Annotated in this window: 24 protein-coding genes; 8 read left to right on the top strand and 16 right to left on the bottom strand. The window is 65.0% G+C overall.

Annotation, left to right across the window (positions count from 1 at the left end):
• Positions 1-39 precede the first annotated feature (39 nt).
• The 3 genes from ACSYG9_RS06875 to ACSYG9_RS06885 are packed head-to-tail and all read right to left on the bottom strand — an operon-like array spanning position 40 to position 2,993.
• On the bottom strand, positions 40-825 hold the full coding sequence (locus ACSYG9_RS06875; protein ID WP_440126451.1) for an enoyl-CoA hydratase: 786 nt from the start codon (positions 823-825) through the stop codon (positions 40-42).
• A 10-nt stretch (positions 826-835) separates the two neighbouring features.
• Complete coding sequence (locus ACSYG9_RS06880; RefSeq protein WP_454841789.1) at positions 836-2,011, bottom strand: acyl-CoA dehydrogenase family protein; 1,176 nt, start codon at positions 2,009-2,011, stop codon at positions 836-838.
• Positions 1,995-2,993 (bottom strand): acyl-CoA dehydrogenase family protein, encoded by a 999-nt coding sequence (locus ACSYG9_RS06885; RefSeq protein ID WP_440126453.1) that lies wholly within the window; start codon positions 2,991-2,993, stop codon positions 1,995-1,997. The genes ACSYG9_RS06880 and ACSYG9_RS06885 overlap by 17 nt, the downstream gene beginning before the upstream one ends.
• Positions 2,994-3,172: 179 nt before the next feature.
• Here ACSYG9_RS06885 and ACSYG9_RS06890 point away from each other — a divergent pair, with 179 nt between their 5' ends.
• Genes ACSYG9_RS06890 through ACSYG9_RS06900 form a run of 3 tightly spaced genes read left to right on the top strand, consistent with a single transcriptional unit; the run spans position 3,173 to position 5,751 of the window.
• Complete coding sequence (locus ACSYG9_RS06890) at positions 3,173-3,823, top strand: TetR family transcriptional regulator (RefSeq protein ID WP_440127574.1); 651 nt, start codon at positions 3,173-3,175, stop codon at positions 3,821-3,823.
• 46 nt (positions 3,824-3,869) lie between these two features.
• Positions 3,870-4,712 carry an acyl-CoA thioesterase gene (locus tag ACSYG9_RS06895; RefSeq protein ID WP_454841790.1) on the top strand — a complete coding sequence of 281 codons (843 nt, stop codon included), beginning with the start codon at positions 3,870-3,872 and terminating at the stop codon, positions 4,710-4,712.
• A gap of 1 nt (position 4,713) precedes the next feature.
• Complete coding sequence (locus tag ACSYG9_RS06900; protein ID WP_440126455.1) at positions 4,714-5,751, top strand: NAD(P)H-dependent amine dehydrogenase family protein; 1,038 nt, start codon at positions 4,714-4,716, stop codon at positions 5,749-5,751.
• 28 nt (positions 5,752-5,779) lie between these two features.
• Here the strand turns inward: ACSYG9_RS06900 and meaB are convergent, their stop codons facing one another.
• The 3 genes from meaB to ACSYG9_RS06915 are packed head-to-tail and all read right to left on the bottom strand — an operon-like array spanning position 5,780 to position 9,273.
• Complete coding sequence (meaB, locus tag ACSYG9_RS06905; protein ID WP_454841792.1) at positions 5,780-6,664, bottom strand: methylmalonyl Co-A mutase-associated GTPase MeaB; 885 nt, start codon at positions 6,662-6,664, stop codon at positions 5,780-5,782.
• A 40-nt stretch (positions 6,665-6,704) separates the two neighbouring features.
• Entirely contained in the window at positions 6,705-7,844 is a 1,140-nt protein-coding gene (locus tag ACSYG9_RS06910; protein ID WP_440126457.1) for an acetyl-CoA C-acyltransferase, read from the bottom strand.
• Positions 7,837-9,273: an AMP-binding protein gene (locus tag ACSYG9_RS06915; protein ID WP_440126458.1), complete on the bottom strand. Its 1,437-nt coding sequence runs from the start codon at positions 9,271-9,273 to the stop codon at positions 7,837-7,839. The genes ACSYG9_RS06910 and ACSYG9_RS06915 overlap by 8 nt, the downstream gene beginning before the upstream one ends.
• A gap of 53 nt (positions 9,274-9,326) precedes the next feature.
• Here ACSYG9_RS06915 and ACSYG9_RS06920 point away from each other — a divergent pair, with 53 nt between their 5' ends.
• Both ACSYG9_RS06920 and ACSYG9_RS06925 read left to right on the top strand, forming a co-directional pair.
• On the top strand, positions 9,327-10,094 hold the full coding sequence (locus ACSYG9_RS06920) for an SDR family NAD(P)-dependent oxidoreductase (protein ID WP_454841794.1): 768 nt from the start codon (positions 9,327-9,329) through the stop codon (positions 10,092-10,094).
• Positions 10,094-10,843 carry an SDR family NAD(P)-dependent oxidoreductase gene (locus tag ACSYG9_RS06925; protein ID WP_440127575.1) on the top strand — a complete coding sequence of 250 codons (750 nt, stop codon included), beginning with the start codon at positions 10,094-10,096 and terminating at the stop codon, positions 10,841-10,843. Before ACSYG9_RS06920 ends, ACSYG9_RS06925 begins: the two co-directional genes overlap by 1 nt.
• A gap of 55 nt (positions 10,844-10,898) precedes the next feature.
• On the opposite strand, the gene ACSYG9_RS06930 is transcribed toward ACSYG9_RS06925, so the two are convergent.
• On the bottom strand, positions 10,899-11,834 hold the full coding sequence (locus ACSYG9_RS06930) for a zinc-binding dehydrogenase (RefSeq protein ID WP_454841796.1): 936 nt from the start codon (positions 11,832-11,834) through the stop codon (positions 10,899-10,901).
• 213 nt (positions 11,835-12,047) lie between these two features.
• On the opposite strand from ACSYG9_RS06930, the gene ACSYG9_RS06935 reads away from it, so the two are divergent.
• A complete protein-coding gene (locus ACSYG9_RS06935; protein ID WP_440126461.1) occupies positions 12,048-13,394 on the top strand; it encodes a cytochrome P450 in 1,347 nt (448 codons plus the stop codon).
• A 9-nt stretch (positions 13,395-13,403) separates the two neighbouring features.
• Positions 13,404-14,675: an amidohydrolase family protein gene (locus tag ACSYG9_RS06940; RefSeq protein ID WP_454841798.1), complete on the top strand. Its 1,272-nt coding sequence runs from the start codon at positions 13,404-13,406 to the stop codon at positions 14,673-14,675.
• A 63-nt stretch (positions 14,676-14,738) separates the two neighbouring features.
• Here ACSYG9_RS06940 and ACSYG9_RS06945 read toward each other — a convergent pair whose 3' ends face one another.
• The 5 genes from ACSYG9_RS06945 to ACSYG9_RS06965 are packed head-to-tail and all read right to left on the bottom strand — an operon-like array spanning position 14,739 to position 19,790.
• A complete protein-coding gene (locus ACSYG9_RS06945) occupies positions 14,739-15,632 on the bottom strand; it encodes an alpha/beta hydrolase fold domain-containing protein (protein ID WP_440126463.1) in 894 nt (297 codons plus the stop codon).
• Positions 15,633-15,659: 27 nt separating this feature from the next.
• Positions 15,660-16,427, bottom strand: a complete 768-nt coding sequence (locus ACSYG9_RS06950) for an enoyl-CoA hydratase-related protein (protein WP_440126464.1) — start codon at positions 16,425-16,427, stop codon at positions 15,660-15,662.
• A 1-nt stretch (position 16,428) separates the two neighbouring features.
• The gene (locus ACSYG9_RS06955) at positions 16,429-17,517 is read right to left on the bottom strand and encodes an acyl-CoA dehydrogenase family protein (protein ID WP_454841800.1); all 1,089 of its coding nucleotides are present in this window, start codon (positions 17,515-17,517) and stop codon (positions 16,429-16,431) included.
• Positions 17,504-18,409: an acyl-CoA dehydrogenase family protein gene (locus tag ACSYG9_RS06960; protein ID WP_454841802.1), complete on the bottom strand. Its 906-nt coding sequence runs from the start codon at positions 18,407-18,409 to the stop codon at positions 17,504-17,506. The genes ACSYG9_RS06955 and ACSYG9_RS06960 overlap by 14 nt, the downstream gene beginning before the upstream one ends.
• On the bottom strand, positions 18,387-19,790 hold the full coding sequence (locus tag ACSYG9_RS06965) for a class I adenylate-forming enzyme family protein (protein ID WP_454841804.1): 1,404 nt from the start codon (positions 19,788-19,790) through the stop codon (positions 18,387-18,389). Before ACSYG9_RS06965 ends, ACSYG9_RS06960 begins: the two co-directional genes overlap by 23 nt.
• Before the next feature lie 120 nt (positions 19,791-19,910).
• Between ACSYG9_RS06965 and ACSYG9_RS06970 the strand changes: the two genes are divergently transcribed.
• Entirely contained in the window at positions 19,911-20,921 is a 1,011-nt protein-coding gene (locus ACSYG9_RS06970; protein WP_440126468.1) for a 2Fe-2S iron-sulfur cluster-binding protein, read from the top strand.
• A gap of 90 nt (positions 20,922-21,011) precedes the next feature.
• Here the strand turns inward: ACSYG9_RS06970 and ACSYG9_RS06975 are convergent, their stop codons facing one another.
• The 4 genes from ACSYG9_RS06975 to ACSYG9_RS06990 form a co-directional block, all read right to left on the bottom strand.
• Complete coding sequence (locus ACSYG9_RS06975; RefSeq protein WP_454841806.1) at positions 21,012-22,058, bottom strand: CaiB/BaiF CoA transferase family protein; 1,047 nt, start codon at positions 22,056-22,058, stop codon at positions 21,012-21,014.
• Positions 22,055-23,011, bottom strand: coding sequence for a TIGR03564 family F420-dependent LLM class oxidoreductase (locus ACSYG9_RS06980; RefSeq protein ID WP_440126470.1), 957 nt, complete (start codon positions 23,009-23,011; stop codon positions 22,055-22,057). The genes ACSYG9_RS06975 and ACSYG9_RS06980 overlap by 4 nt, the downstream gene beginning before the upstream one ends.
• Before the next feature lie 94 nt (positions 23,012-23,105).
• Positions 23,106-23,501, bottom strand: coding sequence for a cobalamin B12-binding domain-containing protein (locus ACSYG9_RS06985; RefSeq protein ID WP_440126471.1), 396 nt, complete (start codon positions 23,499-23,501; stop codon positions 23,106-23,108).
• The gene (locus ACSYG9_RS06990; RefSeq protein WP_440126472.1) at positions 23,501-25,078 is read right to left on the bottom strand and encodes a methylmalonyl-CoA mutase family protein; all 1,578 of its coding nucleotides are present in this window, start codon (positions 25,076-25,078) and stop codon (positions 23,501-23,503) included. Before ACSYG9_RS06990 ends, ACSYG9_RS06985 begins: the two co-directional genes overlap by 1 nt.
• Positions 25,079-25,080 lie beyond the last annotated feature (2 nt).

Below are 25,080 nucleotides of genomic sequence, written 5' to 3' on the forward strand. Positions count from 1 at the left end.
CGCCTCCGCACTTCGCGGAGGCGCCCGAATCATATTGTTCTACTTGATATTCTGCTTCATCTCGTCGAGCTTCATCAATACCGGCCATCCACCGACGCTCAGGGCATTGCCGTGGCCGGTCTGGTGTACGTCGAACACCGACTGGATCGCCGCATAGAAGCCCTGGACATCGAGCGTCTGATTGACCGCCCGCTTGGCCTGCCGCAGACCGAACGGCGGCATCTTCGCGATCTGTTCGGCGAGTGCTCGCGTCTCGGTGTCGAGCTCATCGCGGGGCACGACCTTGTTGACCATACCGGTCTTCTCGGCCTCTTCTGCTGTGACCGGCCTGCCGGTGAACAGGATCTCCTTGGCCTTGCGCGGACCGAGTTCCCAGGTGTGACCGTGGTACTCGACGCCACCGATACCCATCATGACAACCGGATCGGAGAATTTCGCGTCCTCGGCCGCAATGATCAGGTCGCACGGCCAGCACAGCAGCAGACCGCCGGCGATACAACGCCCCTGCACCGCCGCAATCGAAGGCTTGGGGATGTTGCGCCAACGCATCGAGTACTCGAGATAGCGACGGGATTCGGTGGTGTAGATCATGTCGAGAGTGATCTTGTCGGGCACCGGTCCGCCGCCGCCGGTCATGTCGTGCCCCGCAGAGAAGTGTTTGCCTTCCGCGCGCAGCACAATCACCGATACGTCCGGGTCGTCGCCCGCACGGGACCATGCCGCGTCGAGTTCGTCGAGCAGAGCTGCGTTCTGAGCATTCGCAGCATCCGGCCGGTTCAACGTGATCGTGGCGATCCTGTCCGCTACCTCGTAGAGAATGTACAAGTTACGCTCCTCAGCCGCGTGGTAGCCCGAGCACTCGCTGGGCGACGATGTTCCTTTGGATCTCGGAGGTCCCGCCCGCGATGGTGCCTGCAAAACTGCGGGCGAAGCGTTCGAACCAACTCGACGAGAAATTGTCGAGATTCCATGGCGTGTACGGCGCGGTCGATGCAGGGTGCACGAGCCCTTCAGCTCCTTCGGCATCGAGTGCGTGCTCGGCCGAGCGCTGAATCGCTTCGGATCCGAGCAGTTTCAGCACCGAGAGGGAGGCGACATCTTGCTCGCCGCGTGACTCGCGTGCCAGGGCGGCAGATCCGAGCAGACGCAGCGCTTGCAGGTCCATCACCAGCGTTGCATACCGGTCGCGATCGATGACCGTGCGCGGCTCGAAGTCTACGACGAGATCTTCCAATCGGTCTGCGAAGCTGAGCCACAGGAGTGTGCGCTCGTGTCCGAGCGAGCCGTTGGCAACGCTCCAGCCCTGGTTGAGCTCGCCGATGAGGTTTTCCGCCGGGACCCGGACGTCCTCGAAGAACACCTCGTTGAAGTCGCGATCGTCCTTGTCGGCGATGGACGCGAACGGACGCCGGACCACACCCGGTGTGTCGGTGGGGATCAGCAGCACGCTGATGCCCTTGTGCTTGGGCGCATTCGGATCGGTGCGAACAAAGGTGAGGAGCACATCGGCGTGGTGAGCGCCGGAGGTCCATACCTTCTGTCCGTTGACGACGAAGTGGTCGCCGTCGAGCACGGCGCGCGTGCGAAGACCTGCGAGGTCGGAGCCTGCGCCGGGTTCGCTCATTCCCAGTGCTGCGGTGATCTCCGCGCGCAGGATGCGCGCGGCCCACTTCTGCTTCTGCTCCTCGGTACCGAACGAGAGGATGGACGCCGCAATGATGCCGAGTCCCTGAGGATTGAAGCTGTGGTAGATCCGGCGTTTGGACAGCTCTTCGAGATGGACGGCCTGCTGTATCAATGTCGCGTTGCGGCCACCGAATTCAGGCGGATTCCCCGGAAGAAGCCAGCCGTTGTCGAATTGGAGTCGCTGCCAGCGGCGTGCCCATTCGGGCATGTCGGCGCTCGAGGTGGATCGTTCTGTGGCGTCCGCCTCGTCGGGCAGGTTCGCCTCGAGGAAAGCCACGAATTCGGCGCGGAACGCCTCGACGTCGTCGTCATACGAGAGTTGCACGGTACTCCTCGGTGATCAGTGCCCGATGCTCGGCGGCACTACCGAGCAGATGCTCACAGGCGCGGGCACGTTTGAGCGCGAACTGCAGATCGTTCTCCCAGGTGAAGCCCATGGCGCCGAACAACTGCAATCCGTGACGGAAGACGAGCGATTGGCATTCACCGGCTGCGGCCTTGGCCATCGACGCGGCGAGATTCCTGCGCGGGTCGTCCTCGGCGATGGTGAGCGCCGCGAAGTACGCCAGTGCGCGGGCGCGTTCGATCGCGATGTGCATGTCGGTGGCCTTGTGCTGGACGGCCTGGAACGACCCGATCGTGACACCGAACTGCTGCCGGTTCTTCACATGGTCGAGCGCGAGATCGAGAACCCGTTGGCACGCACCGACAGTCGTGAGCGCAAGCCCTGCGAGCGCCATGTGGCGGGCCCGGGCCGGATCGGCGTCGGAACGCGGATCGCCCTCGACCCGAACGTGCTCGAACCGAACCTCAGCGATGTGCAGGGCGGGGTCGAACACCGGACTGCGGGTCGCGGTGACCTTGTCGGAGGTGACGACGAAGACGCCCGCGTCGGTGACCACTGCCAGAAGGTCGGCGCGGTCCCCGTCGAGAACCTGTGCGGCCGTGCCGTGGAGCACCCAGCCGTCGGCGTCGCGATGCGCATGGACACCGCTGTACACCGCTGCGCCGGCCTGATCGGGTTCGGCCACACCGGGTGCGAGCTGCGCGAACTGCGTCATCGTCGCCAGATAGGGCGTGGGATCCGTGGCCCGCCCCAGCTCCTCCAGGACGATCCCGAGCTCGACAGCCGCCTCGGGATCCGTGAGCTCGGTCCAGCCGAGTCCCACGAGGGCTTTCCACAGCGGCCCTGGATCTGCGCCGTTGTCGACGATATTGCGGATCAGCGTGGACGGACATTCCTTCGCCGTGACGTCACGGACGGTGTCCTGCCACAGTCGCTGATCGGAGTCGAACTCGAAAAGCATTCCGACATACCTCTCTGACAGAGCTGCGGTGCACAGCCATATGAGAATATCATTCTCTATACAAGAAAGTAATGGTCTCATTCGGCGCATCTGACTCTTGGGTAACCTTGCGGAAAAGAGCACGCTCTCCGGTACAGTGCTCACATGTTTGCCTCACGCAACAATGGGCAGTGCGCGCAGTGACCGGCCCGAGCGAAGAACCCGCATGGAAGCAGCGCGCGGTCGAGCGGTCCATCCGGACCGCGAAACTGCGGGCCGAACAGCGCGTGCAGCGCTTTCTCGACGCCGCCCAGGCCATCATCACCGAGAAGGGCAGTACCGACTTCACGGTGCAGGAGGTCGTCGACCGCTCGAAGCAATCACTACGTAGCTTCTACCTGCAATTCGACGGCAAGCACGAGCTGCTGCTCGCCCTGTTCGAGGACGCTCTGGGTCGCTCCGCCGACCAGATTCGCGCGGCCGCGGCGGGCGAGCACGATCCGATGGATCAGCTCCGCGTGGCGGTCGAGCTCCTGTTCGAATCGTCGCGTCCGGACCCGGTTGCTCAACGCCCCCTGTTCACCGATTTCGCTCCTCAGTTGCTGCTCACACATCCGGCCGAGGTCAAGGTTGCCCACGCATCGATGCTGGCCTTGTTCACCGAACTGATGGAGAAGGTCGCGGCTTCGGGCCAGTTGCGCAGCGATTTCAACGCGCGACGTGCCGCGGCAATGACCATGCAGACCGTGATGTTCATCGCCCAGTCGAGCGGCGACGCCGACGCCACCGCGCGGCCGATCACCGCCGACGAGGTGTGGACATTCTGCTCACTCGGATTCGCTACCAAATAGGAAGAATGCTGTTCTCATTTGAGAGCGGGTCATTTACACTCGGCTTGTGACCGAGCTTTGGAATGACCTCCTGACGTGCCTCGACCTCACTCCGGCAGCCGATACGCCCCCTGCTTCCGCTGATGCCCCGTCGAGCAAGACGGTTTTCGAAGGCGCAAACCAGCGCCTGGAATACCACCGGCTCTTCGGCGGCCAGCTGCTCGGACAGTTCGTCCGGGCAGCTCAGCTGACCTGCCCGGAAAAGGCCATCAAATCGCTACACACCGTGTTCGCCCGCGAAGGGCGCGCCGATGAGGCGGTCCGATACGAGGTGACCCGCCAGCACGAAGGCCGGTCCTTCGGCACCCTGACCATCGTCGCGCGCCAGACCAAGGGTGTGCTGGCCACTGCATCGGTCTCCATGCACGCTCCGGAGAACGGCCCCGAGCGACAATCCTTCCCGCCGGTGCCTTCGCTACTCGCGGAAGAGAGCCGGGTCGACTTCTCTCTCATACCCTGGGAGACTCGCGCGTCTTCGGACCTCAATGATCTCGGAACGGCCACACCCGAATTCGACATGTGGATGCGCACGCCCACCGTCGACGAAACGCTGGCACCCGCACTCACCTCGTATGCGACCGACCTCCACCTCATCGGCACCGCACTCCTGGCCGTCGACGGCTACTGCCAGACCGGCAACGGCACGGCCTTCACCTCGGCGGTGACCTCACACAATCTCTGGTTTCACCGCCCCTTCCGCACCGATGATTGGCTTCTGTTGCGCCACAACAGCGCTCTCATCGCCAACGGTCGCTGCTTCGGCCGCGGCGATGTCTTCACCGAACAGGGCGACCTCGTCGCCTCCTTCGCTCAGGAAGCACTCCTGCGCCTTCCTCCCGAGGTGTCTTGATATGTCCCAGAAAGCACTACGCGTCGTCCAGTGGGCCACCGGCAATATCGGCACCCGAGCACTCCGGGCCGTGATCGACCATCCCGACCTCACATTGGCCGGGCTTTATGTCCACAGCGACGCCAAGGAAGGCCTCGACGCAGGTGCCCTGTGCGATCGAGATACCACAGGGGTGAAGGCAACCCGCAGTATCGACGAGATCATCGATCTCGGTGCGGATTGCGTCCTCTACATGCCGCTGCAGTTCGATCTGGATGAAGTCTGCCGCATACTCTCCTCTGGCACGAACATCGTCACCACCCGAGGCGAGTTCCACCACCCACCGAGCATGCCTTCAGCGGTGCGCAACGCCGTCGAAGCCGCCTGCGCCTCGGGCGGCACTTCCGTCCACAGTACGGGGAGCAGCCCCGGATTCATCAGCGAGGCAGTGCCTCTGGTGTTGTCTTCGATCCAGCGTAAGCTCGACCATCTCGCCATCGACGAGTACGCCGACCTGTCGCAGCGGGATTCACCCGGCATCCTCTTCGAGGTGATGGGCTTCGGTCAGTCCCCCGGTGAGTTCGCGAAGGCACGGCTCGACCACGTGAAGTCCAACTTCGGGCCTTCGCTCCAAGTGCTGGCCGACGCGCTCGGCCTACCGCTCGATTCCGTCGAGGCCAGCGGCGAATTGGCTGTGGCTCGGGACGACGTCTCGATCGCGGCAGGAACGATTGCGGCAGGAACGGTAGCAGCACAGCGCATCACGATCTCCGGAATTCGCGACGGCCGGGAGCTGATGCGTTTCCGCCCAACGTGGTACTGCACCACCGAGATCGACGTCGACTGGGACATGCACGCCACCGGTTGGCACATCTCGATCGACGGGGACGCCCCGCTCGACATCGAGATGCGCTTCCCGGTTCCGCTGGAGCGGATGAGCGAGACGGCCCCGAACTACACTGCGAACCGTGCTGTCAACGCCGTGCACGCGGTGCATGCAGCAGCACCAGGAATTCGCACGACTCTCGATCTGCCGCTGATCGTGCCGGTCCTGAACTGACCCCTCCGCCTGCCGTCTGCCCCCGGTTCTACCGACCGAGGAGGCCGGCGGCAGCGGTGTACGGGTCGCTGCGCCCGCCCGCGACGGCGGCGGCGAGATCATCGAGTCCGGGGTGGGTACGCAGCCGCGTAGTGGCGAGCGACAAGATCTGCGCACGTGCTCGCGCAGTACGACGTTCGGGGGTATCGGCGCGCTGATGCGCCTCGATAGCCTCGATCAATTTGTCCACTCCGTCGCCCGTCGACGCGATCAGCTGAAGAATCGTCATGCCGGTTTCCACCCGAAGGTCGCGCACCGTCGCGGCGGCACCTTCCCGATCTGCCTTGTTGACGACGAGGATGTCGGCCACCTCGAGCAGACCCGCCTTCGCTGCCTGAACGGCGTCTCCCGCACCAGGATTGAGAATGACGACGGTCGGATCTGCGACCGCAGCGATCTCGACCTCCGACTGGCCCACCCCGACTGTCTCGAGCAGAATCACGTCGTAGGCCAGCGCACCGAGCAGCTTGATCGCCGCCGGGACCACCGCGGCCAGGCCCCCGAGATGACCGCGCGACGCCACCGACCGGATCAACACATCCGGATCGTTGACGTGCGCGGCCATCCGGATGCGGTCGCCGAGCAGAGCTCCTCCGCTGTACGGCGAGGAAGGATCGACGGCGAGCACCGCGACACGGAAGCCCCGCGCGCGGTAGCCGCCGGTGAGCACACCGACCGTCGTCGACTTCCCGGCGCCCGGAGGCCCCGTGATTCCGACAACACGTACGGGTGCAGTGCCGCGAGCACCCGAAGATGAGGTATCGATCAGTTCGAGAACCTCGTCGCGGCGATCCCCTTCGACCAACGTGAGCAAGCGGCCCGTCGCGCGCTGCGAGCCGCGACGAGCCGCTTCGACGAGTTCGACGACGTTCACGCCGCGCCCGAGTTCGGCAACGGTGCCGGAAGTTCGGTTGTCACGGCGCAGGCACCTCGATCACCACTGCCGAGCCGATTCCTCCGCCCGCACACATCGAGGCCACACCGACGCCACCGCCGCGACGACGCAGCTCGTGGACGAGGGTGGTGAGCATGCGCGCGCCGGTTGCGGCGACAGGATGCCCGAGTGAGCAACCGCTTCCGTGCACGTTCACGCGATCGGCGTCGAGCTCGAGCATCTTGATCACGGCGACACACTGCGCCGCGAACGCCTCGTTGATCTCGAACAAGTCGACGTCGGAGATCGACATACCGGCGCGAGCCAGTGCCTTCGGAATCGCATCGACAGGCGAAAGCCCCGTGAGCGCGGGATCGATGCCGGTGGACGCCCACGCCTTGACGGTGCCGAGCGCAGGAAGACCCAGGTCGCTGCTCGCGATCGTCAGGGCGGCCGCGGCATCGTTGCCACCGCTGGCGTTGCCTGCGGTGATACTGAATCCTTCGATCTCCGGGTGGAGAACCTTCAGCGACGCAAGCTTTTCCATGCTGGTGTCACGACGCGGGTGTTCATCGACCGAGAACAGACCGTGCGGGGTCTCGATCGGAACGATCTCGTCGACGAACTTGCCCTCGTCGATGGCCTTGATCGCGACCTGATGGGAGCGCAAGGCCCAGGCGTCCATCTCTTCACGCGACACGCCGGCCTTCACCGCGGCGTTCCAGCCGACGGTGATGGACATGTCCTTGTTGGGTGCGTCCTCCCGATTCGGGTGGGTCGGCGACAGCCACGGCTCCCAGTTCTCTCCGTTGCGCATGAGCGACTGCGGGGACGTGGAGGCCGAGTTGACGCCACCGGCGATCACGAGCCGGTCCATGCCTGCCATGATGCTCGCCGCCGCATTCTGCACCGCGGCCAGGCTCGCGGCACAGTGGCGGTTGGTGGCCATGCCCGGCACAGTGGTCAGGCCGGCTGTGATCGCAGCGTGGCGGGCGATCACACCGCCGCCGTACAGGCCCTCACCGAGGATGACGTCGTCGATGTCGGCCGCGTCGTGGCCTTTCGCTGCCGCGGTGACGATGTGGTCGGCGAGATCGAAGGCGGTGGTGTCGCGGAGCGTACCCTTGCGGGCGGTCCCGACGGGCGTCCGCAGCGCGGAAACGATGACGGCTTCAGGCATTTTGGTTCTCCAGTTCGGCGAGTAGGGTGCGGCGCAGAAGCTTTCCGGTTTCGGTCTTCGGGAGTTCGTGTCGGAAGACGATGGTGTCGGGGGTCTTCGACGAGCGCAAGCGGTCCTTGACCCACTGTCGCACCTCGTCCGGGTCGGCGTCGCCGACGAGGACGGCCACGATGCGCTGCCCCCATTCGGCGTCGGACACACCGATCACGGCGGCTTCGACGATCGCGGGATGGGCCAGCAGGACGTCCTCGATCTCGGCGGGCGCGATGTTCTCGCCGCCGCGGATGATCGTGTCGTCGGAGCGGCCCTCGACATACACGTAGCCGTCGGCGTCGAGATGCCCGAGGTCGCGGGTGGAGAACCACCCTTCGGCGTCGAGCACGCTGCGTCCACCGTATTCGCCGGAGATCTGCTCACCGCGCACGAAGATCAGCCCGGTCTCGCCGGTGGCAACCGGTTCGTCGCTCTCGGTCCTGATCTCGATCTCGATGCCCGGCAGGGGCCTGCCGACCGAACCGAGCCGGTCGCGCACGGCCGGGTCGTCGGAGGAGATCGCCTCGCGGTGGTCGTCCGGTCCGAGGACCGCGACCGAGGAGGCCGTTTCGGTGAGGCCGTACGCGTTGACGAATCCGGTGGTGGGGAACGCGCGCAGCGCATGCTCGAGGACGGGCCGCGGAGTGCGGGATCCTCCGTAGGCGAGGGTCTCGAGCGTCGGAACGTTTGCGCTGTCTTCGCCGAGGTGGGCCACGATCCGGGCGAGCATCGTTGGCACGAGCATCGCGTGCACGACCTTCTCACGGCGTACGGTTTCGAGCCAGGTAGCGGGTTCGAACGCCGACAGGTACACGATCCTGCGGCCGCTGTAGAGGTTGGAGATGAGGTTCGTCAGACCCGCAATGTGGTAGGGCGGTACGGACACCAGTGACGCATCGGTTTCCTCTGCGGATGCGAACTCCATCGTGTTGAGGACGTACGCGATCACATGCCGGTGACGCAGGACGGCGGGCTTGGGATCCGACGTCGTGCCGCTGGTGTAGATGATCGCGGCAATCGCGTCGCCGTCCCACTGCGGTTCGAGTTCGGCGGGCTCTGCGTCGTCCGGTGCATGGTCGAGCAGCGCGTCGAGATCGTCCTGGCGCAGGATCGTCGCGCCGGGATGTCGATCGAGCAGCGCCGACAGTTGCTGATCCCCGAGGCGGTAGTTGAGCGGAACGAACGGTACCCCCGCGAGTGCCGCACCGAACAGGGCCACCGGATAGGCGAGGTGATTCGTTCCCAGGTAGAGCACCGCAGAGCTGCCACGCACCCGGGCGGCGAGGTGTCGCGCGTGTGTGTCGAGGTCCGTGGCAGTCAACGAGCGATCGCCGACGGTCGCAACTGCGCGCTCGCCGTTGTTTGCCACCATTTCTAGAATCATGCTTAGGTTCATGAGAACATTATTCTCTCAGCACGAGAGCTTTAGTTGCAAGAAGGGAAATCGGAATGCAGATCTCAGGTATCTCAGCCATCGTCGTCGGAGGCACCGGAGGCCTCGGGCAGGCCACCGTTCGCCGCCTCCATGAGGGTGGAGCCAAGGTTGTCGTCGCAGACGTCAACGACGAAGCGGGCAAAGCTCTCGAAGACGAGCTGGGCGTGCGCTACGTCAACACCGACGCAGGTAGCGAGGAGTCGGTCCTCGCAGCCATCGCCGAAGCCGAGTCGCTCGGACCGCTGCGCGTGTCGGTGGACTGCCACGGCGGTCCCGCCGGCGGCGGCCGTCTCGTCGGCAAGGACGGCAGCCCCATGTCGCTCGAAGGCTTCACCAAGACCATCCAGTCGTACTTGACCTCGTCGTTCAACGTCATGCGACTGGCCGCGGCGGCCATCGCCAAGCAGGACCCGTTCAATGACGAGGGCTCGCGCGGTGTCATCGTCCAGACCGCGTCGATCGCGGGCATGGAAGGTCAGATCGGCCAGCTTCCCTACTCTGCCGCGAAGGGCGGCATCCTCGGCATGACGCTCGTCGCCGCACGCGACCTGTCTCCGCTGGGCATCCGCGTCAACACCATCGCCCCCGGCACCATCTTGACCCCTGCCTACGGCAAGGCGGGCGATCAGCTCGAGGCGTACTGGGGCCCGCAGGTCCCGCATCCCAAGCGCATGGGCCGCCCGGTCGAGTACGCGACGCTCGTCGCGTCGATCGTCGAGAACGACTACCTCAACGGCGAGACCATCCGTCTCGACGGAGCGTTGAGGTTCCCGCCGAAGTGATGCCCCTCGAGGGAAAAGTCGCGTTCGTCGCGGGTGCCAGCCGTGGGATCGGGGCTGCGATAGCGGTCGCCCTCGCGGAAGCGGGGGCTGCGGTGGCCGTTGCCGCGCGGACCGAACAGGAAGGCAAGATCCCGGGCACCATCGGTGCGGTCGCCGAGCGGATCGGTTCCGCAGGTGGCAAGGCGATCCCGGTCCAGTGCAATGTCACGGACGAGGCGTCCGTCGACGCCGCGATCACCACGACGGTCGGTGAATTCGGGGGCCTGGACATCCTCGTCGCCAACGCGGGCGTGCTGTGGATGGGACCGATCGAGTCGACACCGCTCAAGCGGTGGCAGTTGTGTCTCGACGTGAACTTGACCGGCGTGTTCAACGTGACCAAGGCCGCCATCCCGCACCTCCGGGCGCGAGGCGGCGGTTCGATGATCGCGGTGACCACGACCGGAGTCACGATGATCGATCGTGGATCGAATGCCTACTGGGTGTCGAAAGCCGGCGTGGAGCGCCTCTACACCGGTCTCGCGGCCGATCTGCAGTCCGACAACATCGCGGTGAACTGCCTGTCGCCATCGCGGGTCGTACTCACCGAGGGATGGCTGGCCGGTGGCAGCGGACAGAAGATTCCGCCCGAGGCGATCGAACCGCCGGAAACGATGGGTGCTGCAGCCGTGCTGCTCGGACAGCAGGATGCCTCCGGAATCACGGGAACCATCCAGCGGTCGGAAACACTGGTGCCGCAACAACGGTAGATATTCGTCGGGGGCCCGGCCATCGTCTCGATGACCGGGCCCCCGCTGTCACCGGTCAATTCCCGAAGCGCGCGACCAGTCGTCCCGTGACCTCGTTGCGGCGCAGGCGTTCCAGCCCCTCGCCGATCTCGTCGAAACCGATCTCCGTGTATTCGGGTTCGATCTCCCGGGCGAGCAGCAGTTCGTAGACCTCTTCGATGTCCTGCACCGTTCCGCCCAAGGAGCCCACAAGCGTCCTGCCGAGGATCGTCGGGGTATTCACGGTGAACGTCGGCCTTCCCAAACCGACCTGGACAACCTTGCCGCCGCGCTTGATGGCGTCGAGCGCCTTACCAGTGGTGTCGAAGCCCGCGTAGTCGACCACGAGGTCGAACCCTTGGCCTGCCCACTCCGACGCATCGCGCACGACATCGACCACCCCGGCCGCTCGGGCAAGACCCCACACGGATTCTTTCGTTTCCGCGACATGCACCTCGGCGCCCGCGAGCACCGCTGCGCGCGTGCCGAATTGACCGAGTCCCCCGTATCCGATGACACCGACCTTCATCCCGGCCGTGGCCCCGCCCTCTTTGATGATCGCGTGGTACGAGGTCATACCCGCGTCAGTGGCGAGCGCCGCCAGCGACAGGTCGAGCCCCTCGGGTACGCGCGCGAGGTCGCGGGCATCGGCGAGGAACTTGTCGGCAAAGCCGCCGGGGGTGAACATTCCGGCCGGTGGACGGAAGCCGGACGTACATACACCGACGATGTCACCGAGTGCCCAACCGTCGACCCCGTCGCCCAGAGCGCTGATGACGCCTGCATTCTCGTGCCCCTGGGTCATGGGCAGGAACGGCATGCTCACCTCGCCGACCTCCATGTACATGATGTCGCTGTGACACAACCCGGCGGCTCTGACATCGACGATGACCTCCCCGGGGCCGGGCACCGGTTCCGGCACCTCGTTCAGTGAGATCGGCTTCCCGGCTCCTTCGAACTGCCATGCCTTCAAGTTGCTCCCCTTCGTCGCAGACCGGACTGCCGCCGGCCTTGGAATCGAACGTCGACACCGCGGTAGGAACCTTGCGGAAACACCCGCTCGAGATTATGGTTCTCCACATTCGGAAGGACATTCTTGAATTACAGACTACGCGAAGGGGGACCGTTCGGTCAGACGTCATCCGACGTTCCGCGTTCCCCACCACAGACACCAGAGAGCAGAGCCATGAGTGTTGATGACGCTGTATCCGACGTCGGCCGCAGGCAACCTGTGTTTCAGTTCGACAGGCACGCTCCCGACTATCGCGACAAGTTCCTGGACATCACCGAGGAATTGCAGTCCACGTGCCCGTTCGCTTGGTCCGATACCCACGGTGGCCACTGGGTCGCCTCCGGTAGTGACGAAGTATTCGCTCTCGCCCGCTCCGCGGACATCTCGAATGATCACGATGTCAAGGGAGTTCGCCGCGGATACAAGGGGATAATGATCCCGTCTGCGGTCAGGGCATCCGGCGTACGCGGCGGGATCCTCGAAATGGACGACCCCGAGCATCGCGAGTTCCGCGCGGTCCTCAATCCCTACCTGTCGCCCGCCGCGGTCAAGAAATGGGTTCCCGTCATCGACGAGGTGATCCGCGCTTGCCTCGACGAGAAGATCGAGACCGGGCAGATCGATTTCATCGACGACCTCGTCAACATCGTCCCTGCGGTGATCACACTCGCGATGCTGGGTATCCCGGTCGCCAAATGGAACGTGTACTGCGAACCCGTGCATGCGGCGATGTACACGCCCCCGGATTCACCCGACGTCACCCGGGTCGCGGAACTACACCGGCGCATGGGGCTGGATCTGCTCTCCAGCCTTCACGAAATCCGAGAGAATCCCCGCCCGGGCATGGTCGATGCGATTGCCAAGGCCACCGTCGATGGCGAGCAACCCGACGACGCAGAACTTCTCGGGGTCCTCAGCCTGCTCATCGGCGGCGGCTTCGATACGACGACAGCGCTCACCTCCCACGCACTCGAATGGTTGTCGCAGAATCCCGATCAGCGCGAAACCCTCAGCACCGAACGCGACACGCTGCTCGACTCGGCCACCGAGGAGTTCCTGCGCTTCTTCTGCCCATCCGCGGGCGACGGACGCACATTCTCCGCGGACATGGAGATCGACGGCGTCGAAGCAAAAGAGGGCGAACGGGTATGGCTTTCCTGGGCGATGGCCAACCGCGACCCCGCGTTGTTCACCGACCCCAACACCGTCGACCTCGAACGCAAGGGCAACAGGCACTTCAGTTTCGGTCTGGGGGTCCACCGCTGCATAGGATCCAACCTGGCGCGAACGGTGTTCAAGCGAATGCTGGTGGCGGTGCTCGACCGTATGCCTGACTTCCACTGCGACCCCGCAGGCGCGGTGCACTACGACTCCATCGGAGTCATCCAGGGAATGCGACAACTTCCGGCCGACTTCACTCCGGGCCCACGCCTCGGCGCGGGTCTCGACGAGACTCTGGCCGAACTCCAACTCATGATCGACGAACGGGAACTCGCCGCGCCGGTAACTGCGCGACAGTAAGGATTTTCGATGAATATCGATGACATGGTGATGGTCAGCATCGACGACCACGTGGTCGAGCCGGCCGACTTGTTCGACAAACACTTCCCGAAATCGCTCCGCGATCACGCTCCCAAACTCACCGCCAATCCCCGCAACCCCGCCGTCCAGGCCTGGCAATTCCAAGGCCAGGTTGTCGGCAGCTCCGGCCTCAACGCCGTCGTTTCCTGGCCCAAGGAAGAATGGGGCATGGACCCCACCGGCTACGCCGAAATGCGGCCCGGCGTCTACGACATGGACATGCGCGTGCGCGACATGGACGCCAACGGCACCCTCGCCGCCACCCTGTTCGCCACCTTCCCGGGCTTCGCAGGCACCCACCTCGCCACCCTGCCCGACAAGAAACTCTCCCTTGCAGCCCTCAAAGCCTTCAACGACTGGGTGGTCGGGGAAGTCCCCGGCGACCACCCCGGACGCTTCATCCCCCTCGGCATCGTCCCGTTCTACGACGCCGACGAATCCGTCAAGGAAATCCACCGGCTCGCCGCGATGGGGTGTCGCTCCATCTCTCTCCCGGAAACCCCCTACGGTGTCGGCGACGGCTATCCCGACTTCAAGTCGGGACACTGGGATCCGATCTTCAAGGCCTGCGTCGACCACAACATCGTGGTCAGCCTGCACATCGGCGGCGGCATGAGCCTGGTCAAGCGCCCCACGGGTTTCGACCTAGACGACATGATGGTGCTCACCCCGTTGATCTCGACGATCGCCGCGACCGACATGATGCTCAGCGGCGCGTTCCAGAAATTCCCCGACCTCAAGGTCGCGATGAGTGAAGGTGGCGTCGGCTGGGTCGCACCCTGGCTCGACCGACTCGAACGCCACATCGTCAACCAGTCCTGGACCGGTGCGAGTTTCCTGCCGAAGGGCATGTCGCCCACCGACGTGTGGAAGAAGAACTTCCTCGCGTGCTACATCACCGAGCCCAGCGGCCTGAACAATCGAGAGCGTCTCGGTATCGACACCATCGCCTGGGAATGCGACTACCCGCATTCGGATTCCACGTGGCCGCGCTCCCCCGAGATGCTCATGGAGGAACTCGTCGCTGCCGAGCTCACCGACGAGGAGATCGACAAGGTCACCTTCGAGAACGCCGCGCGGTTCTTCGGCTGGGATCCGTTCGAGCACACGGCCCGTGAGCAGGCCACCGTCGGCGCGCTGCGGGCACGCGCACAGGACGTCGACATCAGCGAAACGTCCAAGCAGGAATACCGCCGGCGCTACGAACTCGCTCACTCGTAAACCGACACGACGGTGCGTCCGAACTCTGCGGAGTTCGGACGCACCGTCGTTCTGTCGGGTCGGTCAGACTTTCAGCGCCTTGCTCACCGCGGCGCACTGTTCGCCGAAGAACTCCCGCGCGACACCGCTGCGCGAGGAGACGAGATCGAAACCGTGGAAAGCCCCCGATACCGAGTGGAATTCGCACGGCACTCCGGCTTCGACGAGACGGTCCGCGTACTCGCGATCCTCACGCGCGAACAAATCGTTGGCCCCGACACCGATCCAGGCCGGCGGAAGTCCCGCCAGATCGGTGCGGCGGCCCGGAGCCGCAATCGACGCGTCGGCATCCCCGAGGAAGCTCGTCCAACCGAAGCGGTTGCACTCCCCGTCCCACATGCGCATGTGCTCGGGCCCGGAGACAGTCCGGTCGTCGAGCATCGGATAGACCAGGAGCTGGAACACGGGCTCGGTCAGATCGCTGTCGCGTATCGCGAACGCGAGCGCCGCTGCAAGACCCCCACCCGCGCTGGCACCGCCGATCACGACCTTCGACGGGTCCACCTCCTCCCGGTGGACGAGCCACCGATAGGCATGGAGACAGTCCTCCACAGGGATCGGGTACGAGTATTCAGGCGACAGCCGGTAATCGACCGATGCGACGACCGCACCGAGCCGATCGGCGAAGCGCTGACACAGTGCATCGTCCTGCGCAGCCCGGCCGAACACGTAACCACCGCCGTGGATCCACAACAGCGCGGGACGCGGCGCATCACCTGCAGGCACGCGCGGACGGAAGAACCTCACCGCCACGCCGGGTTCCAGGACGTGGATGTCCGGGTCTGCCCCTTTGATCCGCGCCGTGAGGGTACGCAGCACCCCGAGTGTTCTCGGTGTCACTGCGCGTCGCGGTGCCACCAGCGCCGCGACGCGCAGATCAGGATGGAAGTGCGGCAAAGACCTCACGCGGCTCAGCATGGCCCGTGCCCCCTGTCCGTTTCTCCGTCAGCTCTTGCCTGCGGTGAGGCGTGCGATGTTCGCCCGGAAATCGTCGCTCTGGAAGGTCATTTCCTCGGCGCTCAGAGCGTAGTCGATTGCGGCGAGAACCGTGCGTTCGAGTTGGATGTTGATCAGGCGTTTGGTCGCCTCGATCGCCTTCTGCGGCTGGTCCAGGATGTTCTTGGCCGCTGCGAGTGCCTCGCTCAGCGGATCTTCGACCACGTGATTGGCAAGACCCAGCTCGAGCGCTCGTTGCGCGGAGATCCGCTGTCCCGTGAACGCGAACTCCTTCGCCTGCAACAGACTGATCTGCAGCGGCCAGGTGAGCGCACCGCCGTCGGCTGCAACCAGGCCGACCTGCACGTGGGGGTCAGCGAGGTAGGTCTTCTCACCCATGTAGACCATGTCGCTCAGTGCCACGATGCTGCAGCCGAGTCCGACTGCCGGACCGTTCACTGCCGCAATCACCGGAATTCGGCATCGCGTCATTCCGAGTACGAGCTCGCGGCCGTCCGCGATCGACTTCGAGCGCAGGTCGGGGTCCTCCGCAAGTTGGGCGAGATAGCCGAAGTCACCACCGGCCGAGAACGCCCGTCCGGCACCCGTGATCACAGCAACGCGGGCGCTACGGTCGGCGCTCAACTGCGGCCACAGCCGCGCAAGGCCTTCGTGCAGGGGATCGTTGACGGCGTTGAGATCGTCGGGACGGTTGAGGGTGATGATCCGAAGCGGGCCGTCGGCCTGGACGTCGATTTCGTCGGGCATGTCGTACATGTCAGACCCCCAATCCGAGGATTCGTGAAGCGATGATGTTCTTCTGGATCTGTGACGTACCGCCCATGACCGACTGCGCGCGGCTGTACATGTACGAGCCGAGCAGCTCGGTGTCGCGGGTGCCTGCCACAGCAAGTGCGGCGTGTCCGACCGACTGATCCACCCAGGTCATGAGCAGCTTGTCGAGTGAGCCTTCGGATCCGTGATTCACACCGTCGAGCTGCTCCGAGAGCCGGCGGCGCACGTGCAGGCGCAACATCTCGGATTGCACCGCCGCCCACGCCAGGTCCTCGGGTGGCCGTCCTTCGGTGCGGGCAGCGAGCTGACGAACGAGTTTGCCGTAGCGCGCAGCGAATCCGAGCGTCGACGGCTCCCGCTCGTGCCCGACCACAGTCATCGCGACACGCCAGCCGTCGCCGGGGTCGCCGACCATCTGGTCCGCGGGCACTCGTGCACCGTCGAACAGAACCTGCCCGAACTCCTTCGTGACACCGCTGATCATCTTGAGCGGACGCTGCTCGATACCCGCCTGCTTCATCGGAACGATGAATGCCGAGATACCGCGATGCCGCGGCGCATCCGGATCGGTGCGCGCAAGAAGCAAGCACCAATCCGCAACATCGGAATAGCTCGTCCAGATCTTGTGCCCGTGGATGACGTATTCGTCGCCGTCGCGGGTCGCGGTGGTGGTCAGCGATGCCAGGTCCGAGCCCGCACCGGGTTCGCTGAAGCCCTGACACCACCGCTGCGTGCCGTTGATCATCCCCGGCAGGAACCGCTGCTGCAGTTCCTTGCTTCCGTGATGCCCGAGCCCCACCACGAGGTAGCCGAGGCTCGGCCGCGGCGGCGCACCGGCGATCGCGAGTTCCTCGTCGAGGATCACATCGAAGACCGGCGGGAGTTCCTGTCCGCCGTACTCCTTCGGCCACGACAGGCCGAAGAATCCCGCCCCGTAGAGGGCTTGATGCCATTCCCCCTGTTTTGCCCAGTACTCATCGCCCGATGTGGGGAATGTTCCTGCTATCTCTGCGAGCCAGGTGCGCAGCCGCGTACGGAACGCGGCTTCTTCCTGCGAGTCACGAAAGTCCAAGGTCGATCTCCTCCAGGCTCACGGGGAACAGTTCGGTGGACGTCAGCGCCCGCCGAAGATAGACGTGTTCGATGCATTCCCAGGTGTTTCCGATGCCGCCGTGCACCTGGATGGCCGTTTCGCACACCGTGCGTGCGGCACGGGCACAGTAGATCTTCGCGATCCTCGCGGCGCGCACCGCTTCGGCGGGTGTCAGTTCGTCGACTGCCCACGCCGCGTGACGCAGCACGCTGATGGATCCTTCGATGAGCGCTTCGCTTTCGGCGAGCAGGTGCGCGACGGCCTGGTACGAGCCGATGGTGCTGCCGTACTGCTCGCGGATCTTGGCGTAGTCGACCGCGGCCGCCTGGGCGCCGCGCGAGGTTCCCACGAGGTCGGCGCACGTCACGACCAACGCCAGCGCGTAGCCGCGCTCGACCTGTTCGGGCGACAGCTCGCCGATCTGTTCGTACGGCCGGACCAACGTCGCGAATGCGCGGGTGAAGTCGGCTCCCTCTGCGGGGTCGCCGATCTTGGCCACGAGAATACTGCTGTCGCGCACCACAAGTGCGTGGGTGAGACCCGACGCATCGAAAGCGTCGTCGCCGACGGCGATGGCCCAGGTCTGCGGGTCGTCGGCGAGGTGACGTCGCAAATCGTCAGCGAGAACCGGACCGAGGAAGGGGACATCCACGAGTCCTCGGCCGAATTCTTCGGCAACAATCGCAACCTCGACGCCGGAGGCGCCGTCGGAACGAAGTTCGCGCCAGCCTGCCGCGGCCACCGTCTTCTCCAGCCGTGCGACCCGTGTCGCGTCGTCGAGGTCCTGAACCGAACCCGGCCCCAGGTCGTCGGCGAGTTTTGCGGCTGCGTCGCGTAATTGCTGCTGTTCATTGGTCAGACGTACGTCCATGGCGCTCCTCGAGTATTCGGCGCAACACCTTGCCGGAGGGCAGGCGCGGGATTTCGGGCACGAAGACCACTCGACTCGGACGCTTGTACGAGGCGAGGGTGTTCCCGACGAGATCGATGATCTCGCCGGCTTCGATCGGTGCGGTTGTAGTGACCGCAGCGACGACGGCTTCACCGGTGGAAGCGTCGTCGACCCCGAACACCGCGCAGTCGGCGATGTCGGGGTGAGTGAACAGGACGGCTTCGATCTCGGCGGGCGCCACCTGGAAACCCTTGACCTTGATCATGTCCTTGGACCTGTCGGTGATGCGCACCCAGCCGTCGGCGTCGACACTGCCGACGTCGCCGGTGCGGTACCAGCCGTCGGCGAATGCGTCGGCGGTCGTGTCGCCGGGTAGGTATCCGGCCATCATGGACGCCGACCGCACCTGGATCTCACCCGTGTCGCCCGGCTCTAGCGTCTCGCCCGTCTCGAGCGACACGACGCGCATCTCGACACCGGGTACGACGCGACCCACGCTGTCCAGGCGCGCACCCTCGATCGGGCTGCAGGCGATCACCGGGATCTCGCTCGCCCCGTACGCCGGGACCCACGACACTCCGGTCCGGCGGGTGACGGTCTCGGCGACACTCGGCGTAACGGGTGTGGCGCCCCACATGATGTAGCGCAGCGACGTCAGGTCGAAGGACTCGAGATCCGGGTGCGACGCGATAGCCAATGCAATCGGCGCCACCGCCATTTCGACGGTGATGCGGTCGCTTTCGATGTGGCGCAGCATCGCGTCGAGGTCGAATCGGCGATGCAGCCGCATCCAGGTGCCTGCATCGAGTGCGGTGACGATGTTGAGCAAGCCGAGGATATGCGATGGGGGCGTGACGATCTGGATGCGATCGCTCGCGGTGAGTTTCAGGGCGTCCCGCCAGTGCCCGACCGCAGCGGCGAACGATGCGTGGGTGTGGCGGACGGCCTTCGGAAGGCCGGTGGTGCCCGAACTGAACACGAGCACGGCGTCGGCATCCGCGTCGGCCGGTGTGGGCGGACGGAATCCCTCTTCGATCTGCTCGTCGAGGCAGAGCATGGGCATCAGGTCGGCGAGTACCGAACTGTCGCCGACAGCGTGGGTGGCCTCGCTGACATCGAGCGCGTGCGCGACTTCGGCGCGTTTCCATGCCGGACTGATCAGGACGACGACTGCGCCGAGCTGCCAGATCGCCAGCACTGCGATGACGAACTCGGGCCGATTCGACGACATGAGCGCCACACGGTCGCCAGGGCCGACACCGCGACGCTCGAGGGACGCAGCCATACCGGCAGCCAGTGCGTCGAGTTGCGTGCGGCTGTATTCCTGCTGGTCGTAGGCCAGCACGGTGCGGTCGGCCATGTCCTCGTTCCTTACGATCCCGTCTCATCCTGGGAAGAACTTCATCGGGAGCTTTCGCTCTCATTGACGAGAATAGTACTCTCCTAGTAGCAGAATATCGATACCAGGAGGAGACGGTCCATGGCGAGACCACCTTTGTTCCAGCGCGCGACCGTTACCCGGATCGTGAAGGAGACCGACGACGCCCGCACCTACGTGCTCACCCCCGTGGAGGGGCCGTTCACCTACCAGGCAGGTCAGTTCTGCACTTTCAAGGTCAATGTCGACGGCACAGACCTCTACCGGTCGTACTCGATGTCGAGTGCCCCCGAGACCGACACCGAGATGATGACCACCATCAAGAGAGTTCCCGGCGGCAAGGTCTCCAACTGGCTGCACGACAACGTGGCCGAGGGCGATCAGGTGGAGATCACCCGACCCGCAGGCACCTTCCTGCTGCGCGAAGGGGCAGGGCCGGTCATCGGATTCGCCGGCGGCAGCGGCATCACCCCCCTACTGTCCATCGCGAAGAGTGCGCTCGCCACCACCGACAGGGACGTCCGCCTACTCATCGCAGACCGCGACCGAAACGCTGCGATCTTCGACGCCATGACCGACCAGCTCGTCGAGCAGTACGGCGGACGCCTCACCGTCGTTCGTCACTTCGACGACGACTCCGGCCTGCTCACCCCCGCTGGTGCGCTGGACTTCATCGGCGGCGACACCGCGTCCGACGCATACCTGTGCGGCCCCGAGGCGTTCATGGACATGATCGAGTCCGCCCTCCCCGGCCCCGGCACGGTGTACAGCGAACGTTTCGGTGCCGCCGCGGAACCCGTGAAAGCTGCAGAAGCAGAGCCTCCGGCGCCGGCCGCGCCGGTCGAGGGCACCGTGTCGATCCGGCTGGGCAGCCAGCGCGTGTCTGTGCCACTGCAGGCGGGCGAGACACTTCTCGAAAGCGCGCGGCGAGCAGGTCTGGCACCTCCGTTCTCGTGCGAGGCCGGTAACTGCGCGACCTGCATCGCGAAGATCACCGACGGCAGTGCCACCATGCGCGTCAACGATGCACTCAGCGACGACGAGATCGCCGACGGCTACACCCTCACCTGCCAGGCTGTACCGGACTGCTCCATCAAGGTGCGATACGAGTAGGACGTGCAACACATCGATGGCCTCCAACGAGATTTCGTTGGAGGCCATCGATGTGCCCGGGCTTGTGTTCGCAACAGCGGACCAGAAGGTTCAACCGACTGGAAGCGTGCCGTGCTCGCCCAGCTTCGGCGGCGCTCCGTATTCGGGCTCATAGCCGTCGATGCGGATGGGACTTCCGACGAGCCGGAAGTCACCGGCCTCCACAACCATGGACGGTGTGGCCTCCAGCGCGTCCGGCAGCGACCGGACCGCGGCAGCGGGAACACCCAGCGGACGCAATCGCGATTCCCACCCGGCCGCGGTGTCACCGGCGAGTACTTCGGTGACGACGCGAAGCACCTCGTCTCGCTGTGCCGCGCGCTCGGCCATCGTCGTGAAGCCCTCGATACCCGCTTCGGCGGCGAACGTGCGCCAGAAACCGTCGTGGGTGATGAACAACGCCAGCGTCCCGTCCGATGTCGGGAACAACTGCGCGGGAACATAGTACGAATGCGCACCGCTCGGCATACGGCGCGGTGGGGTGCCCTCGTTGAGATATGCCGACGCCCGGTAATTGAGCTGCGAGAGCATGACGTCGCGCAACGAGACTTCCACCTGGCCGCCACGACCCGACACGATCTGGGCGAGCAGGCCGAGCGCGGCCGTCAGGCCGGTCGAATTGTCGGCCGCCGAATACCCGGGAAGTGTCGGTGGCCCGGCGGGATCGCCGGTGAGGTCGGCGACGCCCGTCACTGCCTGGATGACGTAATCGAATGCGGGGTCGTCGCCCTCGTCGAGGCCGTATCCCGTGAGCGCGACACACACGATCTTGTCGTTGAACCGTCGCAATGCGTCGTAGGTCAAACCGTACTTCCGGATCGCCGACGGCTTGAGATTGACCAGCAGAGCGTGTGATTCGGCGGCAAGCTCACCGAGCCGACGCTGGCCCTCATCGGTGGTCAGGTCGAGACAGATGCTCCGCTTGCCCCGGTTGAGACTCGCGAAGTACGCGTCGCTGACCTGCCGTGACAGATCCCCTGTCGGTGGTTCGATCTTCGTGACCTCGGCCCCGAGATCCGCGAGCATCATCGTTGCGTACGGTCCGGCAAGAATATGGCCGACCTCGAGGATCCGGATACCTGCGAGGGGACCGGTCACCGCAGTTCCTTCGCAAGCTCGGCGACGACCTCACGTGTGCGGTACTTCGACGCGACCAGTTCGTCGCGGTTGTTTCCGATGGGAAGCAGGCGCATCGACAGATCGGTCACGCCTGCGTCGCGGTACCGCTTGAACCCGGCGAGGATCGAGTCCTCGTCGCCGACGATGGCCATCTGACCGATGTCCTTTGCCTCGCCCTGCTCGAGCAGACGCTGGTAGTTCGGCGAGATCTCGGCCTCGGCGAGGATGCGGTTGGCGCGTTCACGCGCGACGTCCTCTTCGCCCGGTGCGCACAGACACACGGGCACACCCGCGACGATGCGCGGGTCGGGTCGTCCCGCGTCTGCGGCGGCCTTGGTGATGCGCGGAACGATGTGCTCTCCGATCGCGCGCTCGTCGGCCATCCACAGGATCGTTCCGTCGGCCCGTTCACCGGCGATCTTCAGCATGACGGGGCCCAACGCGGCAACCAGGAGGGGCATCGGTGCCACAGGTCCGATGTCGAGCGGGTTGTGCACGGTGAACGTGTCGTTCTCGACATCGATCGAGCCGGGCAGATCCTTGATGCCGCCGAGCACGTCGAGGTAGTCCCGGGTGAACTTGGCGGGCTTGTCGTAGGGCAGGCCGAGCATGTCCTGCACGATCCAGTGGTGCGACGGACCGACCCCCAGAGCGAGTCGACCATCGAGCGCGGCATGCGTGGACAGCGCCTGGCGCACGAGATGCACGGGATGCTGCGCCTGCAGTGGCACCACTGCGGTCCCGATCTCGATTCGGCTCGTCCTCGTGCTCATGAGGGCGATGGCAGTCAATGCGTCGAAGTCGGTGGGGATCTGCGGGACCCACACGGTGTCGAATCCGGCGGCCTCCGCCCATTCGACGTCCTTCAACATCCGGTCGACCTTGCGGTTGGTGTCCCCTTGCTCGGGTCCGACCATCACTCCGATCCGCACGATTCCTCCAGCATTCGAGTTCGTTGTCTGCGCGGCCCGGTGGCGCGCTCGGTGGGCCGGGCTCGAAAGTGACTACATCTGGACTTGTTTCCGCTCAGCGTGTGTTCTCGGTCAGCTTGCGCACTCCCGCTACCAATTCGTCGAGTGGCGTGCTGGTGGGGAACACTGCGGCAGCGCCCGCTGCGAGAAGTTTGGGAACGTCGGACTGAGGAATGGTGCCTCCGACGATCACGTCGATGTCACCTGCGTCTGCAGCACGCAAAGCCTCGACGACCTTCGTCGTCAATGCGACGTGCGCACCCGAGAGAATGCTCAGACCCACCACCGCGACGTCCTCTTGGATGGCGATGGACACGATGTCCTCGACCTTCTGACGGATTCCGGTGTAGATCACCTCGAAGCCGGCGTCGCGCAGAGCGCGCGCCACGATCTTGGCGCCACGATCGTGGCCGTCGAGTCCGGGCTTTGCGACGAGAACGCGGGCGGTCATCAGAACACCACCGGCTGCTGGAACTCGCCCCACACGGACTTCAGCGCGGACACCATTTCGCCGACCGTGCAGTAGGCGTTGGCGCAGTCGATCAGGGAGTGCATCAGATTGTCGGTTCCTTCCGCGGCGCGGGACAGTGCGGCGAGGGTGCTGCGCACGGCCTCGGGATCACGCTCGGCCTTCACTTTCGCGAGGCGCTTCAGCTGCATCTCGCGGCCTTCGGCATCGAGTTCGTAGGTGGAGATCTCCGGCGCGGGCTCGTCGGAGACGAATTTGTTGACTCCGACGACGGGACGCTCGCCGCCTTCGATCTCCTGGTGGAGCTTGTACGCCTCGTCGGCGATGAGGCCCTGGAGGTACCCGTCCTCGATAGCGCGGACCATGCCGCCGTGTTGCTCGAGGTCGGTCATGATCTCGATGATGCGTTCTTCTGTGCGGTCGGTGAGTGCCTCGACGAAATAGGACCCTCCGAGCGGATCGGCCACTCGGGTCACGCCGGTCTCGTAGGCGAGCACCTGCTGGGTGCGTAGTGCGAGCGTCGCGGATTCCTCGCTCGGCAGTGCGAACGGTTCGTCCCATGCCGCAGTGAACATCGACTGAACGCCGCCGAGCACAGAGGCCATGGATTCGTAGGCCACACGGACGAGATTGTTCTGCGCCTGCGGCGCGTAGAGCGAAGCTCCACCCGCGACACAACCGAACCGGAACATCGATGCCTTGTCGGTGGTGGCACCGTAACGCTCGCGGACGATCGTCGCCCAACGACGCCGTCCTGCGCGATATTTGGCGATTTCCTCGAAGAAGTCGCCGTGTGTGTAGAAGAAGAACGAGATCTGCGGCGCGAACTGGTCGATGGTCATGCGGCCGCGTTCGATCACGGTGTCGCAGTACGTGACCCCGTCGGCAAGGGTGAAGGCCATCTCCTGGACCGCGTTGGCTCCCGCATCGCGGAAGTGTGCGCCTGCCACCGAGATCGCATTGAAACGCGGAACTTCTGCGGCACAGAATTCGATCGTGTCGGCAATCAGTCGCAAGGATGGCTCGGGCGGCCAGATCCAGGTGCCCCTGGACGCATACTCTTTGAGGATGTCGTTCTGGATGGTGCCGGTGAGCTTCTCTCGCGACACACCCTTGCGTTCGGCAGCAGCCACATAGAAGGCAAGCAGAATCGCGGCGGTGCCGTTGATCGTGAAGCTGGTGCTGATCTTGTCGAGGGGGATGCCGTCGAAGAGGATCTCGGCGTCGGCGAGGGTGTCGACGGCGACGCCGACGCGCCCCACCTCCTCGGTGACCTCGGGGTCATCGGAGTCGTAACCGCACTGGGTGGGCAGGTCCAGCGCGACCGAGAGCCCGGTCCCGCCCTGTTCGAGCAGGTATCTGTAGCGACGGTTGGATTCCTCGGCGGTGCCGAAGCCCGAGTACTGACGGAAGGTCCACAGCCGTCCCCGATAACCGGAAGCGAAGTTCCCACGGGTGAAGGGGAATTTTCCGGGCAGGGGTAGTTCACGCTCTCGGTCCCCCGACCCGTAAACCGGATCGAGCGGGATCCCGGACGAGGTTTCCACGATATCGCTCACGC

This window comes from Rhodococcus sp. SJ-2 (genome assembly GCF_053750035.1).

Excerpts from the sequence above, each read along its gene's own strand:
- ACSYG9_RS06915 (WP_440126458.1), bottom strand. The coding sequence starts at position 9,273 with ATGAACCTAAGCATGATTCTAGAAATGGTGGCAAACAACGGCGAGCGC.
- ACSYG9_RS06925 (WP_440127575.1), top strand. The coding sequence starts at position 10,094 with ATGCCCCTCGAGGGAAAAGTCGCGTTCGTCGCGGGTGCCAGCCGTGGG.
- ACSYG9_RS06900 (WP_440126455.1), top strand. The coding sequence starts at position 4,714 with ATGTCCCAGAAAGCACTACGCGTCGTCCAGTGGGCCACCGGCAATATC.
- ACSYG9_RS06910 (WP_440126457.1), bottom strand. The coding sequence starts at position 7,844 with ATGCCTGAAGCCGTCATCGTTTCCGCGCTGCGGACGCCCGTCGGGACC.
- ACSYG9_RS06945 (WP_440126463.1), bottom strand. The coding sequence starts at position 15,632 with ATGCTGAGCCGCGTGAGGTCTTTGCCGCACTTCCATCCTGATCTGCGC.
- ACSYG9_RS06940 (WP_454841798.1), top strand. The coding sequence starts at position 13,404 with ATGAATATCGATGACATGGTGATGGTCAGCATCGACGACCACGTGGTC.
- ACSYG9_RS06960 (WP_454841802.1), bottom strand. The coding sequence starts at position 18,409 with ATGGACGTACGTCTGACCAATGAACAGCAGCAATTACGCGACGCAGCC.
- ACSYG9_RS06965 (WP_454841804.1), bottom strand. The coding sequence starts at position 19,790 with ATGGCCGACCGCACCGTGCTGGCCTACGACCAGCAGGAATACAGCCGC.
- ACSYG9_RS06920 (WP_454841794.1), top strand. The coding sequence starts at position 9,327 with ATGCAGATCTCAGGTATCTCAGCCATCGTCGTCGGAGGCACCGGAGGC.
- ACSYG9_RS06985 (WP_440126471.1), bottom strand. The coding sequence starts at position 23,501 with ATGACCGCCCGCGTTCTCGTCGCAAAGCCCGGACTCGACGGCCACGAT.
- ACSYG9_RS06935 (WP_440126461.1), top strand. The coding sequence starts at position 12,048 with ATGAGTGTTGATGACGCTGTATCCGACGTCGGCCGCAGGCAACCTGTG.
- ACSYG9_RS06885 (WP_440126453.1), bottom strand. The coding sequence starts at position 2,993 with ATGCTTTTCGAGTTCGACTCCGATCAGCGACTGTGGCAGGACACCGTC.
- ACSYG9_RS06970 (WP_440126468.1), top strand. The coding sequence starts at position 19,911 with ATGGCGAGACCACCTTTGTTCCAGCGCGCGACCGTTACCCGGATCGTG.
- ACSYG9_RS06950 (WP_440126464.1), bottom strand. The coding sequence starts at position 16,427 with ATGTACGACATGCCCGACGAAATCGACGTCCAGGCCGACGGCCCGCTT.